Origin of the sequence: Chryseobacterium culicis (assembly GCF_900108365.1) — a bacterium.
Lineage (GTDB): Bacteria > Bacteroidota > Bacteroidia > Flavobacteriales > Weeksellaceae > Chryseobacterium > Chryseobacterium culicis.
Genome location: NZ_FNWQ01000002.1, coordinates 655,362 through 673,045 on the forward strand (window position 1 = coordinate 655,362; position 17,684 = coordinate 673,045).

Annotated in this window: 13 protein-coding genes; 10 read left to right on the forward strand and 3 right to left on the reverse strand. The window is 39.0% G+C overall.

The window, feature by feature from the left end:
- The first annotated feature begins 23 nt into the window (after positions 1-23).
- The 9 genes from BLW74_RS09285 to BLW74_RS09315 all read left to right on the forward strand — a co-directional run bounded on the left by BLW74_RS09285 (position 24) and on the right by BLW74_RS09315 (position 12,021).
- Positions 24-803 carry a helix-turn-helix domain-containing protein gene (locus BLW74_RS09285; protein ID WP_089692101.1) on the forward strand — a complete coding sequence of 260 codons (780 nt, stop codon included), beginning with the start codon at positions 24-26 and terminating at the stop codon, positions 801-803.
- Between the two features lie 584 nt (positions 804-1,387).
- Positions 1,388-1,996 carry a hypothetical protein gene (locus BLW74_RS09290; RefSeq protein WP_089692104.1) on the forward strand — a complete coding sequence of 203 codons (609 nt, stop codon included), beginning with the start codon at positions 1,388-1,390 and terminating at the stop codon, positions 1,994-1,996.
- Positions 1,997-2,012: 16 nt separating this feature from the next.
- A complete protein-coding gene (locus BLW74_RS22410) occupies positions 2,013-2,165 on the forward strand; it encodes a hypothetical protein (protein ID WP_167358404.1) in 153 nt (50 codons plus the stop codon).
- Between the two features lie 12 nt (positions 2,166-2,177).
- A complete protein-coding gene (locus BLW74_RS22415) occupies positions 2,178-2,345 on the forward strand; it encodes a hypothetical protein (RefSeq protein WP_167358405.1) in 168 nt (55 codons plus the stop codon).
- 280 nt (positions 2,346-2,625) lie between these two features.
- Entirely contained in the window at positions 2,626-2,958 is a 333-nt protein-coding gene (locus tag BLW74_RS09295) for a hypothetical protein (RefSeq protein WP_089692107.1), read from the forward strand.
- 201 nt (positions 2,959-3,159) lie between these two features.
- On the forward strand, positions 3,160-7,497 hold the full coding sequence (locus BLW74_RS09300) for a CusA/CzcA family heavy metal efflux RND transporter (protein ID WP_089692110.1): 4,338 nt from the start codon (positions 3,160-3,162) through the stop codon (positions 7,495-7,497).
- Between the two features lie 7 nt (positions 7,498-7,504).
- Positions 7,505-8,653: an efflux RND transporter periplasmic adaptor subunit gene (locus BLW74_RS09305; protein ID WP_089692114.1), complete on the forward strand. Its 1,149-nt coding sequence runs from the start codon at positions 7,505-7,507 to the stop codon at positions 8,651-8,653.
- Positions 8,654-8,926: 273 nt separating this feature from the next.
- Positions 8,927-10,729 (forward strand): hypothetical protein, encoded by a 1,803-nt coding sequence (locus tag BLW74_RS09310; protein WP_089692118.1) that lies wholly within the window; start codon positions 8,927-8,929, stop codon positions 10,727-10,729.
- Between the two features lie 347 nt (positions 10,730-11,076).
- Complete coding sequence (locus BLW74_RS09315; RefSeq protein ID WP_089692121.1) at positions 11,077-12,021, forward strand: aldo/keto reductase; 945 nt, start codon at positions 11,077-11,079, stop codon at positions 12,019-12,021.
- 164 nt (positions 12,022-12,185) lie between these two features.
- Here the strand turns inward: BLW74_RS09315 and BLW74_RS09320 are convergent, their stop codons facing one another.
- The 3 genes from BLW74_RS09320 to BLW74_RS09330 form a co-directional block, all read right to left on the reverse strand.
- The gene (locus BLW74_RS09320; protein ID WP_089692126.1) at positions 12,186-14,033 is read right to left on the reverse strand and encodes a chloride channel protein; all 1,848 of its coding nucleotides are present in this window, start codon (positions 14,031-14,033) and stop codon (positions 12,186-12,188) included.
- A 126-nt stretch (positions 14,034-14,159) separates the two neighbouring features.
- A complete protein-coding gene (locus BLW74_RS09325; RefSeq protein WP_089692129.1) occupies positions 14,160-15,152 on the reverse strand; it encodes an SDR family oxidoreductase in 993 nt (330 codons plus the stop codon).
- Between the two features lie 35 nt (positions 15,153-15,187).
- A complete protein-coding gene (locus BLW74_RS09330; protein WP_089692132.1) occupies positions 15,188-16,456 on the reverse strand; it encodes an NAD(P)/FAD-dependent oxidoreductase in 1,269 nt (422 codons plus the stop codon).
- 221 nt (positions 16,457-16,677) lie between these two features.
- Between BLW74_RS09330 and BLW74_RS09335 the strand changes: the two genes are divergently transcribed.
- Positions 16,678-17,670 carry an aldo/keto reductase gene (locus tag BLW74_RS09335; protein WP_089692135.1) on the forward strand — a complete coding sequence of 331 codons (993 nt, stop codon included), beginning with the start codon at positions 16,678-16,680 and terminating at the stop codon, positions 17,668-17,670.
- The last annotated feature ends 14 nt before the right edge of the window (positions 17,671-17,684 follow it).

The window sequence follows — 17,684 nt, forward strand, 5'->3', positions numbered from 1 at the left end:
CCAAAGTTTTAACCTGAAACGACATGCAAAGCAATGAAATGGTAGCAATAGATGAACTGAAGAAACCCTATTTCGTATGGTTTGAAGAAAACTGGGTTCATGATGATATTCTTCATCACCATCAGAAAGGTCAGCTGGTATATGTAGAAAGCGGCTTCCAGTATATCACCATAGAAGAAAAAATATACCTTCTTCCACAGAACCATGCAGTGTGGATTCCTCCTCTTGCTGTCCATAAAACCAATTCGCATTCTGAAAAGATCAAACTGATGATCATGTTTGCAGATGTAAGCACAAAAGCGCACTTTTATCAGGAAGTAAATGTATTCTCTGTTCCGCCCGTTTTAAAGGAAATGATAAAATATGCAGAAAAATGGTCTAAACTGATGACATCAGATCAGGACGAATATCTATTTTTGCAGGCTCTTTTCAATGAGCTTCCCAGGTTTGTAGAGCATTCTCTTACCCTTCATATCAGTGTTCCAAGGGATAAGCGTCTGATCAAAGTCATGGAATACCTTCACAATCATTATCAGCATGAAATTAAAATGGAAGACCTCAGTGATGCAGCACTTTTGTCTCTCCGTACTCTCGAGCGTATTTTCAAAAGAGAAACCGGACTTACTTTAATTAAATACCAGCAGATGCTTCGCATCATTAAAAGTCTGGAACTTTTAAGCTCGGGTAATCTCACTGTTTCTGAAACTGCGTACAATGTTGGGTACAAAAGTGTGCAGGCATACACCAGAAGTTTTTATTCTGTAATGCAGTTCCGCCCCACAGATTTCGTTAAAACAATCTGACCGCAGTTTACAGTATATACAGAAACGGTTAAAAAAAAGTAAAAAAGAGATTTATCAACCCCTTAAAACTTCCAGCATTCCTTTGTTGAAAAGCAATGAGAGCAATTAAAAAGCAGAATATTTCACATTTGCATTCATATTCCACTTCCATAGGCTATATTCAATTATGGGATTATTGAAGATAAAAAGGTCTCCACGAATGAAGACCTTAAAAAAACACAAATGATGAAAAAAAATTATTTCGATTCACAAATATAAGCAAAAATCCCGTTATACAAGACACTATAAGTTCATTTTTTTTAAAAATTATTTATTTTAACTAAAAATAATTATTCTTTAAATGATTTTAATTTTTTTTAAGATTATTGAATTCTTTGTATAAAAATATCCGCTATTGAAGATAATTCGCCATCTGATGAATTGTGTGCGGTTTTTTCCGTTGAATTAAAAATTCACTAAAAGTGAATTATTCCTGAAATAAGGCTTATTTAGGCTTAAAATCAAACAAGTGTTTAGCATTTTTATGACTCTGCGCATAAAATCAGTACGGTTTTTGTAGTAGTTTTTCCAAAACATATAATTGCATGGGTCCAAAAACATTCAAGGGAGTTCCTACACAAAAATTCGGTGGTTTCCATGATACGGAAAGCAGAATGCTGTTCAGGCAGGAATTGATTCCGTTGAAGTTTGAAATATTGAAAGAGCGATTCTTTTCAGTCAATAAATGGAAAGAGTATTCCGGTGAGGAGTTTGCCGGATTTAAACTCTATGACTCCAATGGAAATGCTGTAGACCGTGAACCTCAGAAAGGAGATTTTATCCGGATTGACATACCGGGGCCCGGAGAAGCTGAAGCCAAAGGATATGATTGGGTAGAAATCACGGATATGTGTTTCTATCAGGACAGCTTTTCGGAAAGCATATCAATGATCTGCAGGCCCTCCAGAAATCCTCAGCATAAAAAAAGTAAACATATCGCACATTTCTACAGTGCTGCGTCCAGTTCTACTTTTATGATCTCCAGAAACCCTGCCCATCTGAAAGCTGCAGTGTACGGAAGAAATGAAAGACCCAATCTCAATGCTAACGTTCTTGATATTATAAGAAATCTTGCCATTGCCGCCGGAGGCATGATGGGAACTGCCAAAATGCAGTGGAAACAGCTTACTGATGGTTTTCTAAATATCGACTGACAACTTTCTGCCTTTTTTGTTACTGAAAGCCCACCCGGTTGCGGCACTTGCTGTTTTAGTGATGGCAAGGATCATTCATGGGATCGGTGAGAGCTTTCTGGTTACCGGAGCATTAACCTGGGGAATAAGCTTAGCAGGAGCTTCCAGTTCCGGAAAAGTAATGACCTGAAATGGCATTGCCATGTATGCCGGGATAGCTACTGGGGCACCAGTCAGCATTGCACTGAGTAAAGAATATAATATTCTGCCGGCTTTTGTCTTAATCGCGCTGCTTCCACTTTTCAGCTGGTTTTCTACAGCAAAACTTCCATCTGTTGTAGATAAAGATCATGTAAGAACTCCGTTTTAAAAAGTAACCGGGGCTATATCCGGACAGGGATTAAGCCTGGCCTTTTCATCAATAGCTTTTGGATGTATTGCCACCTTTATTGCAGGAGACATTGAGCAGATTGAAATCAAGGCTTTGATTTTTGTTTGACAAATCTAACATGATTACGAAGAGTTATTATCTATTTAAACTGCTTTTAAACTGGCTAAAATTCTCAAAAAATTAATATCTGAGACTCCTCAGGAAAAATTTAAGCCTTATATTTGCATCCATGTTAAAATGGTTTTCCATATTATGTTCAATGATGTATGTACTGGCTACCACCAATGCGGGGGAAGTACTGAAGGTACCTATGTTTGTTGAGCACTTTATGGAATATCACGGAAGCTTTTCAGAGTTTGTTATAGAGCACTATGATAATCACAAACACGATTCCGACTGGGATTCTGATCAAAAACTGCCATTTATCAATCCGCCAATCGTATTAACGGTGCACGCGCAGCTTCCCGAACTTTCATTTGAAATACAAAAACCTAAGGAAATTACTGCTTCAAAGAAATGCAGTATCTACAAGGAAAAAGGATTCTCCAATCAATATCTTTCCCAGATTTTCCAGCCTCCGCGGCTTTCTTAACCAACCTTTACATTGAAAATTACTGCTTTATGTTTTATACTTAAAGTAATCTATTCTTGTTACCTATCAATGAATCCGTAATGCATTGTATGAATGCTTACATCTGAACTAAATTGACTGAAGACATTTTGTTTGAAGGCTTGAGTTGCAGAGAAATTTCAGCTTTGTAAAGCATTCCGGATTATCAATAATTATTTTTCCATGTTAAATAAAATCATTGAGTTTTCTGTAAAGAATAAACTCATCATTGCTCTGTTTACAGGGGCACTCATCCTTTTTGGAGTCTATGAAACCACCCAACTTCCTATTGACGCCCAGCCGGATATTACGAATAACCAGGTTCAGATCATCACTACAGCTCCTTCTTATGGGGCCGCTGATATAGAACGGCTTGTAACCTTTCCTATTGAGCAGGCTACCAGTAACATTAGCGGAATTAAAGAGCTTAGAAGCTTTTCACGTTTTGGACTTTCGTTAGTGACTGTAGTTTTTGATGACAATACAGATGTGTATTGGGCACGTCAGCAGGTTCAGGAGCGTTTGCAGCTTGTTCAGGATAATATTCCGGACGGAATCGGAAAGCCTGAATTAGGACCTATTTCAACCGGACTGGGTGAAATTTTCCAATATGTGGTAAGAGCCAGGAAAGGATACGAAAATGTGTATGATGAAACTGAACTGAGAACCATTCAGGACTGGGTGGTCAGAAGGCAGCTTCTCGGAACTAAAGGTGTCGCAGATGTCAGCAGTTTCGGAGGAAAACTGAAGCAATACGAAATTGCCATTAACCCTAATAAATTACAAGCTTTTAACATCAACATCAATGATGTTTTTACAGCGTTGGAAAAGAATAATCAGAACACTGGCGGTGCCTACATTGAAAAGAAAGAAACCGTTCTGTTTATCCGTAGCGAAGGACTTCTGGGAAGTACAGAAGATATTGGAAGCATTCAGGTAGCGGAAACCAAAGATGGTATTCCTGTTCATATAAAAGATGTAGCATCTGTCAAGATTGGTTATGCGACAAGGTATGGCGCTATGACTTATAATGATACCGGAGAAGTGTCCGGAGCAATTGTCCTGATGCTGAAAGGAGAAAATGCCAATGTAGTGATCGGAAATATCAAGCAAAGACTGGAAAAAATTCAGGAATCATTACCGGAAGGCGTGGTGATTGAGCCCTTTCTTGACCGTGCTAAAATGGTGAACAACACCATTAGTACCGTTAAAACCAACCTGATGGAAGGAGCTTTAATTGTTGTTTTTATTCTGGTTTTATTTTTGGGAAATTTCAGAGCAGGATTACTCGTAGCCTCTGTGATTCCTTTAGCCATGCTTTTCGCCATTATTATGATGAATATTTTCGGGGTTGGAGGAAATCTGATGAGTCTGGGAGCATTGGATTTCGGACTTATTGTAGACGGAGCTGTTATTATTGTAGAAGCCGTGCTGCATCAGCTTGCCCATAAAAAGTATTTTGGTAAAGACAATATGCTCAGTCAAAAAGAGATGGATGACCAGGTTTCCCGTTCTGCCACAAAAATGGTTAACAGTGCCGTTTTCGGACAGATCATCATCTTAATTGTTTATCTTCCGATTTTTACGCTTCAGGGAATTGAAGGAAAGATGTTCAAGCCTATGGCTCAGACCGTTGCTTTTGCTTTGATTGGCGCATTTATTCTTTCCCTGACTTATATTCCGATGATGAGCGCACTGGTATTAAGCAGAAAGAAAAAAGAAAAAGAGAATATTTCAGACCGCGTCATGGGCAAAGTGGAAAGCGGACATCAAAAGCTGCTGATAAAAGCCCTGAAATTCAGAAAAACTATTATTGCAGGTGTATTCATTCTGTTTGCAGGCGCTGTTTTCACCCTTTCCGGAATGGGAGGGGAGTTTATTCCGTCTTTGGAAGAAGGCGATTTTGCTGTTGAAATGAGAGTACTACAGGGAAGTAACATCAGTGAAACCAAGAAAGCAACCACACAGGCCGCACACATTCTTTTAACACAGTTTCCTGAAGTGGAAAAGGTGGTAATGAAGATCGGTAGTGCCGAAATTCCTACTGAACCTATGCCGATGGATTCCGGAGATATGATTGTTGTTTTGAAACCTAAAAAAGAATGGACTTCAGCAGCATCCTTCCCTGAGCTTTCTGATAAAATGAGTAAAGCATTAAGCGTTATTCCGGGACTTACAACCAGCTTTCAGTTTCCGGTCCAAATGCGCTTCAATGAACTGATGACCGGAGCCAGACAGGATGTGGTATGCAAAATTTACGGCGAAGACCTGGACAGCCTTGCCACTTATGCAAAAAAGATGGGAAGCATTATCAATACCGTAAAAGGAGCTCAGGATCTTTATATTGAACCCGTAGTAGGTGCTCCGCAGGTTGTGATCGATTATAACCGCTCTGAGCTTTCACGATACAATATTTCTGTAGCAGATATCAACAGAGTCATCAATATGGCCTTTGCCGGCCAGACTGCAGGTGCTTTGTATGAAGGTGAGAAGAAATTTGATATCGTTGTAAGGATGGATAATGAATATAAAAAAGACATTACCAGCATTCAGAATCTTCTCGTTCCTACACCTTCAGGAGAGCAGATTCCATTGTCTCAACTTGCTGAAGTGAAACTTAAAAACAGTCCGAATCAGATTCAGAGAGAGGATACCAAAAGAAGAATTATTATAGGATTTAATGCCAGAGGAAGAGATGTTCAGAGCATCGTAGAAGAGCTTCAGCAAAAAGCGGGTAAAAGTCTCAAACTGTCACCGGGATACACCATTTCTTATGGAGGTGCCTTTGAAAATCTGAATGAAGCCAAAGCCAGATTAGGCATAGCCGTTCCTGTTTCGTTAGTAATGATTTTTCTGCTACTGTTCTTTGCTTTCGGTTCTGTAAAACACAGTCTGCTGATCTACACAGCCATTCCGCTATCTGCAATTGGAGGTATCTATTTTCTGGCGTTAAGAGGAATGCCTTTCAGCATCAGTGCCGGGGTAGGATTCATCGCTTTGTTTGGAGTTGCCGTACTTAATGGAATTGTTTTGATATCAGAGTTTAACCGATTGAAAAATAATGGAATAACCAACACCAGCAGAATTGTGCTTATAGGGGCAAAAATCAGGCTCCGCCCGGTCTTGATGACTGCTTTTGTCGCTTCTTTAGGATTTCTTCCCATGGCGGTCAGCAACGGTGCAGGAGCCGAAGTACAGAGACCTTTGGCAACTGTTGTTATCGGAGGGTTGATGCTTGCAACCCTTTTAACCCTTTTTGTCCTTCCAATTTTATACGTCCTGTTTGAACATATTAATAAAAATAAAATGAAATTCTCAAAAAAACTTAACTATAAAAAACTGTCTGTTTTCTTGTTGTTATTATCCTTCGGAACCAATCAGGCTCAGGAAAACATTACTTATGATCAGGCTTTGGAAAAAGCATACCAGCAGAATGGTACGCTTAAAAACTCAAAGTTGGTATCAGATTATCAGGAAAAACTGAAAGCCAGTTATCTTGATATTCCCCAACTGGAAATTACCGGTGGTTTTGGACAGATTCAGGGAGAGGAAACCGATAATTCATTCGGAATCTCTCAAAGATTCAGCTTTCCGACTGTATATTCAAAAAGAAAACAAATGCTGGATGCTGAATGGTCTGCCAGTGTTATCAGTCAGAATCTGACCAAAACGCAGCTCACCAAAGAAGTTACAGATGTTTTTTACAGAATACTGGTACTTCAGGAGAAGAAAAAAGTTTTGGAATACATCAGTCAGCTGTATAATAATTTTGCAGACAAGGCTGGATTAAGACTAAAGAAAGGAGAGGCTAATATTCTGGAGGAATCCACTGCTGAAATCCAGAAAGAGCAGGTAAAGGTACAGCTCAATTCGCTTGAAAATGATCTGAATATCGCAAAGCTTCAGCTTCAGTTGTTACTACAGTCCGCAAGTCCTTATCAGCCCGTCGCCGATCAGCCTGTGATGAATATTAGCCTTCAGGTTTCGGAAGAAATGGTGAAGCAGCATCCTGAGCTTCAATATCTGCAGCAGCAAATCAAAGTAGGAGAGGCAGAAGTACAGCTTGAAAAAAGCAGACTGCTTCCGGACCTTCTTGTCGGATACACCAATCAGAGTATGAAAAACATCAACAATAACAGGTTTAATTCGGTTCAGGTAGGTGTAGGAATTCCATTGTTTACCAAGGGACAAAGGGCTTTGGCAAAAGCAGCACAGGCTAAAATTGCCATCTCGGAAAATCAGTATCAGAGAAAAGAAATTGAGCTCAGAAACAGGTTGAATCAGCAGTTGAATAATTACATGAACCAACAGCGCATCATTGAAAATTATGAACAAAAACAGCTCCCAACATCTGAAATTATTTTAAAAACAGCACAGAAACAGATAGAAGCGGGAGAAATAGACTATCTGGATTGGGTAATACTGGTAAATCAGGCCGTAAAAACCAAGTCAGATTATATAGACCAGCTGGAAAAGCTCAATCAGATCGGAGCTGAACTTCAATTCTTAATTTCAAAATAATACCATCATGCATTTCAGGAATATATCCCTATACAGCCTTGCTTTCATCCTTACTTTATCTTCATGTTCAGGTAAAAAAGAGGAAAAAACAGTGTATGAAAACACCAAGTTTTCTAAAAATAATAAAAACTCCGTTCATCTTACAGAAAAACAGATTCAGTCAGTAGGACTGACAACCACCGCTATTCAGAACAGGAATATGCAAAAACTGATAAGATTGAACGGAAAAGCAGAAATTGCGCCATCGCACATCAGTTCGGTTTCCAGTATTATGGGAGGACACATCAAGTCTATTAATGTGATTAACGGAAGCCATTTCAACAAAGGCCAGGTGCTTGCTGTGGTAGAAGATCCGCAGTTTATACAGCTGCAGCAGGATTATCTGGTGACAAAAGCCCAGCTTGAAGCCGCAAGACTGAATTTCAACCGTCAGAAAGAGCTGAATACAAGCAAAGCAAGCAGCGATAAAACCATGCAGACTGCTCAGGCTGATTATTCTACACTTAATGCCACCTTAAAAGGGCTTGAAGAAAAGCTGAGAATCATCGGAATCAATGCAAAAGGCCTGAGTACAGGAAATATCAGAAGTAAAATCAATATTTACGCTCCCTTTACAGGTTTTGTAAGCAAAATTCTCGTCAATAACGGACAGTATATCAACCCCGCAGACACTTTGTTTGAGCTGATTAATCCGGCTGGATTACTTTTAGAGCTAAAGATTTTTGAAAATGATATGAATGATGTAAAAGCAGGACAGGAAATTCTGGTATACAACAATCAAAATCCCGAAATAAAGTTCAATGCCAAAATTGTCAGTGTAGTTCCGAGTATTGAAAACAGAGGTTCTGCAACGGCAATCGCCAAATTATCTTCTGTGAATACTGAATTGGTAAAAGGAATGTACGTAAATGCCGAAGTGAATATCAGCAGCCGTTATACACAAGGCCTTCCCAACGAAGCGGTAGTTTCCTTTGAAAACAAAAATTATGTTTTTGAAGACCTGGGAAAATTTAACTATAAAATGATTCCCATAGTAACCGGAATTTCAGATGACCAGTTTACAGAGATTTTAAAAGCCGATTTTTTAAAGGATAAGAAAATTGTACAGAAAGGAGCTTACAGTCTTCTTATGATGCTTAAAAACAAAGCAGAATAGTATTAAATAAATTCTATATCAATAAAAAAGATCATTCTTTCGAATGGTCTTTTTTATGATTATGACTAAAAATAAACTTCTTTGCCTTCTCAAAATAAGCACCCGAATCATTGTTATTTTGCGTTAATGAAGAGCGAAACATGACATTTGACATGTTTTACATATTGACAAATACTATTTAATGCATAATTCATTTTAAAATAATATTTTTAGGAAGTGAATAGTTGTAAAGGATTTTTAGATGAATAACAAAAGAACTTTTATCAAAACTTTATGACAAAAAAACCTTTGCACAATTTCCATATTCCGGTAATGGGACTGGCTTACACCATAGACAGCCCTATTCGTGTTGCTCAGTATGGAATTTCTTCCGTAATCTCTATCATTGATGATGAAATTCTGGAAAAAATGAAGAACTTTTACAGCCAAAAGTTCAACCTTGAGTATTTCGGGATCTCAACAAGAACAGAGGATTACAGAGCAAAAAGAGTGACAGCTTATCTGGATATGGTAGATGATATCGTGAATGAAAAATTTGAATCTTTCAAACAGGAAATCAGCAAAAATAAAGAGGCTTTGAAAGACTTCATCGCTATGCTTCCCAATACCTCAGATCTTAAAAACAGCCTTCAAAATCTGATTCAAAACAGCAACTGGAGCTCTACGATCAAAAGCTTTATTGAAACTATACAACCGGGAAGTATTGACGTCAATATCATGACGAAAGTAGATAAAGACAATTATCAGAATAATGAGCAGCTTCCTGTGATGTATAACGATGCGCATGCTTCACTGCGTGGTTTTGCCAATAGCAAATTATCATCATCAATGGTGCTTTCCGCAGGCATGAATCCCCGTCTGTACAGCTATATGGAAGAATTTGATGACTTTTTCCCGGATGAAAATGGTAAGATCAAAAAGAAGATCATTCTTAAAGTAAGTGATTTCCGTTCTGCTATGATTCAGGGAAATTTCCTGGCTAAAAAAGGATTATGGGTTTCTGAATACAGAATAGAATCCGGATTAAATTGCGGCGGCCATGCCTTTGCTACCGAAGGAATGCTTCTTGGGCCGATTATGGAAGAATTTAAGCAGAAAAAAAACGATCTGATACAATCTGCTCATGCCTTAATGACGGCTGCTTTGGAACAAAAGGGAAAACCCACTGTTCATGAGCCGTTACAAATGAAAATTACCGTTCAGGGGGGAGTGGGAACTTCAGAAGAGCATGAGTTTTTACTGGCTTATTACAACGTAGACAGCGTAGGATGGGGCTCTCCTTTTTTACTGGTTCCGGAAGCAACTTCTGTGGACAGAGAAACCCGAAGTTTACTTTTACAAGCTAAAGAGCAGGATTTTTATCTGAGCAATATTTCGCCGTTAGGAGTGCCGTTCAATACCGTAAAGGGAACATCTAATGATGTATTGAAGCATCAAAAAGAAGCAAAAGGCAAATATGGAAGCTCATGCCCCAAAAAACTTCTGGCATTAAACAAAGAATTTTCTCAGGAAGGAACCTGTACCGCATCCAGAAAATATCAGGATATCAAACTGAAAGAGCTGTCCGGCATCAGGGAAAATTTAACTGAAAAAGAATTCAATAAAAGAAAATCAGAAATTACCGATAAAGCCTGCCTGTGTGTTGGACTTGTAAACTCTGCTTACCTGGAGCAAAATCTTGAAATTAAAGGGGAGAAGCAGGGCGTAGTGATCTGCCCGGGACCCAATATTGCATTTTTTGACAAAGAAGTTTCTCTTTCGGAAATGGTACAACATATTTATGGTAATACCAATATTATTTCCGACAGCCAGCGCCCGAATATGTTCATCAACGAATTGAAAATGTACGTGGATTACCTGAAAAAGGAGATTTCAGAATCTGCAGTACAGATTACCCATTCTCAGACCAAAAAATGGAATGCTTTCAGGAAAAATGTTCTCGAAGGAATTGCCTATTATCATGAGCTTTTTAAAGCATCATCATACTTCAGCAACGGTTTATCCACAATCAACCCGCAGTTAGAGGAATACAGGCTTCAGCTTACCGCTATTGAGATTCCACAGGTTGAAAAATAACCGTATTTTTTAATTGATAGATAATAAAAACAGCTTTTTACATGGGCTGTTTTTATTTTTAGCATCAATTACGGTATAATGCATCAGGGCGCAAGGTTTTATTACAACAGATCTCTTTAAGAAGCAGGAACGTTTTGAACCTCAGTCAATTTCACTGTAGATAGAGTATGCAAAAAAGAAATTGGTTCTTTACTTTTCATCTTTGTGCATTTCAGGAAGTTTTAACCAAAAATTTCAGGGAGCATCAGCATTTCCATTTATAATAACTATAGCCGGAATGGTCATTTTAAATCTCTCTGTAGGTTAATATTCCTTACCTTAGAGTTCACTTAGTAAACATTATTTTTATGGAAAAAAGAAAAATCAAAAACACTGATTTAACGATTGCGCCGGTTAATTTTGGAGGAAATGTTTTTGGATGGACGCTGGATGAGAAACAGTCATTTGATATATTAGACCGCTTTACCGATGCCGGGTTTAATTTTATAGATACTGCAGACACGTATTCATGGTGGGTGAACGGAAAGGGCGGACAGTCTGAAGAGATCATCGGAAAATGGATGAAAAGCAGAGGTAACCGTAACGAGATTGTTCTGGCAACGAAAGTAGGTTCAGAAACTAAAGAGCATGGTTATGATATCAGTAAAAAACATATTTTACAATCTGTAGATGAGTCTCTGCAAAGGCTTCAGACGGATCATATTGATCTTTATTATACGCACTTTGATGACAATACCACTCCGGTAGAAGAAACCCTTTCAGCTTATGATGAGATTATTAAAGCCGGAAAAGTACGCTATATTGCGGCTTCCAATTTATCTCCGGAACGTTTGAGAGCATCCTTTGAAGCTGCTGAAAAAAATAATCTTCCTAAATATGCTGCTTTACAACCGCATTATAACCTGATGGAAAGAGACGGCTTTGAAAAAAATTATGCGCCTTTGGCAGAAGAGTTTGGCTTAAGCGTATTTCCGTATTGGTCTCTGGCTGCAGGTTTCTTAACCGGCAAGTACCGCAATGAAGAAGATCTTGCAAAAAGTGCCAGAGGTGAAGGAGTAAGAAAATATTTAAATCCAAAAGGGCTTGAAGTTTTACAAGCACTTGATCAGGTGAGCGCTAAACACAATACCAATCAGGGAACAGTTTCGCTGGCATGGCTTCTCTCCAACCCACTGATCACAGCACCCATTGTAAGTGCGACCAGCGCATCACAGCTCGAAACACTATTTAATGCGCCAAAACTTGTTCTGGATCAGGAGGATATTGATCTTCTGAATAATGCAAGCAACTGATTTTTTCAACTTTCAGTATAGACTAAAAAAATTCCGTTCAGCCATGAACGGATTTTTTTGTTATTTGGCAACGCTAACCACCCCGTCAAAAATTCTTTGAATTTTCGGCACCCCTCCAAAGGATGGGAATTCAGTTTTCCAGTTGTTATATTCTGTTTTTAATATTAATCGGAGTATTCTTTCAGAAGCTGTCTGTAGCTCATTAATATTGATGATTTCGAAATAAACCCAATAAAATCATTGCTGTCATTCACTACCGGAAGATTCCAAACTCCCGTATCATCAAAGGTCTGGAGAATATCCAGAGGTTTATTTTCTCGGTGAAGAACAGCTGGCGGAGCTTTCATGATCTGGGTTACCGTCTGAGAATTTTCAATTTCTTTATTGAATAAATAAGGTCTTATATCATCCAGCGTAAGAACTCCCTTCAGTTTTCTGCTTTCATCCACTACCGCAAAGATATTTTTATCACCGTTTTTCACCATTTCAAAAAGTTCGGTAACGGAAGCATTTTCATTAATAGTCTGTGAATATTTGTCAATAAAATCTTCGGTCCTTAAGGCAAAAAGCAGGTTTTTATCATGCTTATTCGTGAATATTTTTCCTTCATCGGCCAATGATTTTAATTCCGGAGAAATCGGGGAAAACCATTTGGCAATAAGATAAGAGATGATGGAGGCTATCATCAACGGGATAAATAAATCATATCCAAAACTTGACTCTGCAATCAGAAATATAGCCGTAAGCGGGGCATATAGCACACCACTCATGGCACCCGCCATCCCAACCAGTACAAGGTTGGTTACCGGAACGTCCGTGAAACCAATATGCTGACAAACCAATGCAAACAAATACCCTAAAGTTCCTCCTGCAAAAAGGGAAGGAGCAAAGTTTCCGCCGTTCCCGCCGCTGAATATGGTAAATGATGTTGCAAATGCCTTTAAAAGCAATACCAGAACCAAAAAGACGATAATCGTCCAGTCTCCGATTTCAAAATATCTGAAAAAGCTGTTTTCGATAATAGAGTAGGTATTTCCGTTAGTAAAAGCCTTTACCGTTTCATAGCCTTCTCCAAACAAAGGAGGAAACAGAACACATAACAGGGAAAGTACAGCACCGCCAAACATTGCTTTACGCATTTTCGACAGCTGAAGACCCTTTATAAAATGCTCAACTTTTTGAGAAATAATAACAAAATAACGGGCATATAATCCTGTAACAATTCCTAAAATAAGATAATACGGAACATTTTTATAATTGAACGGATCTCTGGTATAAAACCTGAAAAGAACATCTTCCTGAAGTAAAATCCTTGACAAAAGACTTCCGCAGACAGCTGCAACCACCAATGGAATAAAATCTGTAAAAACGACTCCGGTTAGCAGAATTTCAAAAGCAAACATAATCCCGGCAATAGGAGCATTGAATGCAGATGCAATACCTGCAGTAGCTCCTGCAGCAAGCAGTAAAGTACGTTCTTTATAGCTCAGTCTGTAGGTTTGTGCATAATTGGAGCCAATGGCAGCTCCGGTAACCGCAATAGGGCTTTCGAGTCCTGCTGACCCTCCCAATCCTACGGTTACAGCACTTTGAATGACCTGAGAATACATTTTAACGGAAGCCACAATGCTGGAATTCTGGGCAATTTCATATAAAATTGCTCCGATACCTTTACGGTCCTGACCTTTAAATATTGTCAGAACGATCATCGTAGTCAGAACAATTCCCAAAAAAGGAAAAACAATATAAAATAATATCTGATACTCAAAATGAACCTTATTGGTAATGAAATAATGAATATTGTGTACCAGGGTTTTCAGAATCACTCCTGCCAGACCAGCTGTACAGCCTACCAGAATTCCCGAAAGAACAAGAAACTGATTTCTGCTCAGCCTGTTGTTCAGCCAGTGCAGAATAAGCTCATAACTGCGCGCTTTTTCTAATCCGTATTTCTGGAAATCTCTTTTAAATTTAAGGAAACTGAGGTATTTTTTTTTGTTGTGAATTTTCACCGCCGAAACATTTTATGCTGCCATCAGATTTGATACAGTTGCGTAAATTTATGAAATATATCACAAAAAAACATAGTAATCACTCCTTTTTCATACTATACTGATGACTGTTTATTTCTATCAGTCTTATCTTATTTCTTTAGATTTTCCCGAAAAAAGCGCTCCAACAGCCAGTATTCCAATGACTCCGGCGGCTGCCAGTACTAGCGGTTTCCTCGAAAAAGAGAATAATGTCTTTCCGTCAATGCTCATATTTCCGTCAGAAGGCTTCTTGGTATTTCCCGATGTATTTTCCTCTTTATTGGCTTTCTTCATGACCATTCTCATTCCTGCAGAAGACACATAGCGGATCACTCCCGGGAATATTTCATATAGGTTTTTAAAAACTACCGCTGACCAGTCCGGATAAGAGGCATCAGTAGGATTTTTAGCTGTTTTTACAATAGCATCAGCCAATTGACGGGGATCAAAAGAAGGCGGAGGGGTACTGAGCTTAATTCCTGAATAATTAGCAGCATGTTCTATCCCGGCAGATTTCTGAAAACCAGGATAAAGCGCACAGATATGAATATCCGGAAAATCTGATACTTCCCCCTGCAGGGTTTCTACCATTCCGCGGATTCCGAATTTAGAAGCTGTATAAGCTGTTCCGTACGGCGCAGGCATCCAGCCTCCGATTGAAATATTGTTAAGCAGCACCCCTCTTTTCTGCTTTTTAAAAACAGGAAGCACCGCATGTGCGGAATGCATATACCCCAAAAGATTGGTTTTCACAATCTGATCATTTACGTCTACTGGAATTTCTTCAAATTTACCAAATGCAAGCACTCCCGCATTATTGACCCAATAATCTATTTTTCCTGTGAATTCAAGGGCTTCTTTTACAAGGTTCTGGACTTCTTCAGCAACAGAAGTATCTGTAGGAACAACGATGACCGCGGCACCAAGTTTTCTGCATAATTCTGCAGTTTCCGTAAGGGCTTCTTCACCTCTGGCTGCCAATACAAGATCTGCTCCCTGCTCTGCGAAAGCTTCTGCCGCAGCCTTGCCGACACCGCTTGAAGCTCCCGTAATCACTACTGTTTCTCCAAAAAAAGGAGGTCTTCTCTGATTTTTCATAATATGATCAATTTAAGTGTTTTTATTTTTTATCGTTATCCGTTTCCTGTATTTCTTTTCGGAAACAGAATGAGCCTGATGGACGGATTATTGGTAATAAATAATCTAAACCAGTCTACAGCCAGCTGAATTTTATTTTTAAACCCTACCAGCGGAATAATGTGGATAAAAAGCCATGTAAGCCATGCCGTAAAACCGTTAAAGGAATGTTTCGGAAGGTCTACCACTGCATTGTATTTGGATATGATAGCCATACTTCCTTTATCATGATAGCGAAACTGCTCAAGGACTTTACCATCTTCTATCCGTTTAAAATTAGCTGCCAGATTCTTACCCTGCTGAATGGCAACCTGGGCGAGCTGTGGATGTCCTTTAGGATATTTTTCTTCAGACAGCATCAGGCACAGATCTCCTACGGCATAAATATTGGCAGTTCCAACCACTTTATTGTAATCATCTACAAGTATTCTTCTGCCTTTTCCTATAGTTTCTTCCGGCAGTCCAGGAATTTCTTTGCCAATAACACCTGAAGTCCAGATCAGGGTTTCGGTTTCTATAGAGCTTCCGTCACTTAAGATCACCTTATTGTCTGTGTAATCTTTTACGGAAACATTCAGAAGAATTTTTACGCCTAATTCTTTCAGTTTTTCATAAGCTGTTTTCTGAGCAAGCTGGCTCATCGGTGAAAGCAGGGTAGGTAGAGCATCAATCAGATAAAGATTGGAAAGTCCCAGTTTGATTTCCGGATATTCTTTCTGGGCAATATATTTTCCCATTTCCGCAAGCATTCCTGCCAATTCTACTCCTGTAGGACCGCCTCCCGCAATAACGATGTTCTGAAGTTTTTCGGCTTCTTTAATATTTTTATTTCTGGCAGCTTCTTCCAGCGTCAGCAGGATATGATTTCTCAGGTAAAGCGCTTCTTCTATATTTTTCATCGGAAGGGCACATCTTTTCACATTTTCCATCCCGAAGAAATTAGATTCGGTTCCCAATGCCAGCACCAGATAGTCATAGCTGAGAGTTCCGGTATCAGTGTCAATGGTTCTGCTTTCAGGATTCACCCTGAGCAGGCTTCCCATGTGAAATTTCACATTTTTATTCTCTGAAAACAATTTTCTGAAAGGATAGCTGATATTAGAAGCTTCTATGAACGAAGTCGCTACCTGATAGATAAGTGGCGGAAAAAAATGATAATTGTTCTTGTCAACAAGGGTTATTCTGAACCTTTTGTCATTTTTGAGCGATTTGATAAGGTTAATGCCCGCAAATCCTCCTCCTACGATTAGAATATGCTTTTTCATATGTGATTATTTCAAATGGTGTACTGAATTTCATTCAATAACAAGACCAAAAGAGCTATAAAACAAATATTTAACATAATGTAAAAAGTAACTGTATCGCCTTACAGTACGCTCTCACTGAGAATTTCATTCTTCGGCACCTATTTTCTTTTTAACATTTTATTCCGGGACAGCACGATGTTTGTATTTTACCCATCATCCAACACTTTAAATATTCACGTATGAAATCACACATTTTAACAGAAAAGCACCGACTTGGAATAGGAGGTGTAGCAATAGGAACCGCATTTGAAAATATTACAGATGAACAGGCTCACGACATTCTACAGAGTGCCTGGGACACTGGGATCCGGTATTATGATACTTCTCCATGGTACGGACTTACCAAAAGTGAAAGGAGATTTGGAAACTTTCTTAAAGATAAAGACCGGGATGATTTTATTTTCTCAACTAAAGTGGGAAGGCTTTTCCATCAGGTTCCTGAATCCGATGTACCTCCTACCATGTGGAAGAATCCTCTTAACTACGATTTTTTTCATGATTACACCGCGGATGCTATACAAAAATCTATAGAAGAAAGTCTGGAAAGAACAGGATTAAGTCATATTGATATTGTTTATATTCATGATCTGTCTGAAGATCAGGTAGGTGACCGCTATCCTTACTTTCTGGAACAGGCCCAAAAGGGTGCTTTCAAAATTCTTTCCGAGCTCCGTGACCAGGGCGTGATAAAAGCATGGGGAATGGGCGTTAATAAAATTGAGCCTATTCTGGATTGTATTCAGTCTGCGGATCCGGATATCTGTCTTTCAGCAACCCAATATTCAATTCTTGAGCATGAAGATGCTGTGGACAGACTTCTTCCCGCAGTACGGAAAGCAGGTGTAAAGCTAGTTTCAGGAGCAGGATATAATTCCGGATACATAGCAGGCAGGGAACGTTATAATTACAAGGATGTAATTCCAAAAGGCATGTATGAGAAACGGGAAAAAATATCCTCCATTGCAGAAAAATATAATATAAGCCTTATTGATGCAGCGCTTCACTTCGTATTGGCTTCTGATGAATTTGCATCCATCATTCCCGGAGCCAGCCAGCCTGAACAGGTGAAAGATAATATGAAAGCTCTCAATACCAATATTCCTTCTGACTTCTGGAAAGAACTGAAAAATGAAGGACTGATCTATGAGAAAGCACAGGTTCCGGGAGGTTGATAGAGAGATCCACA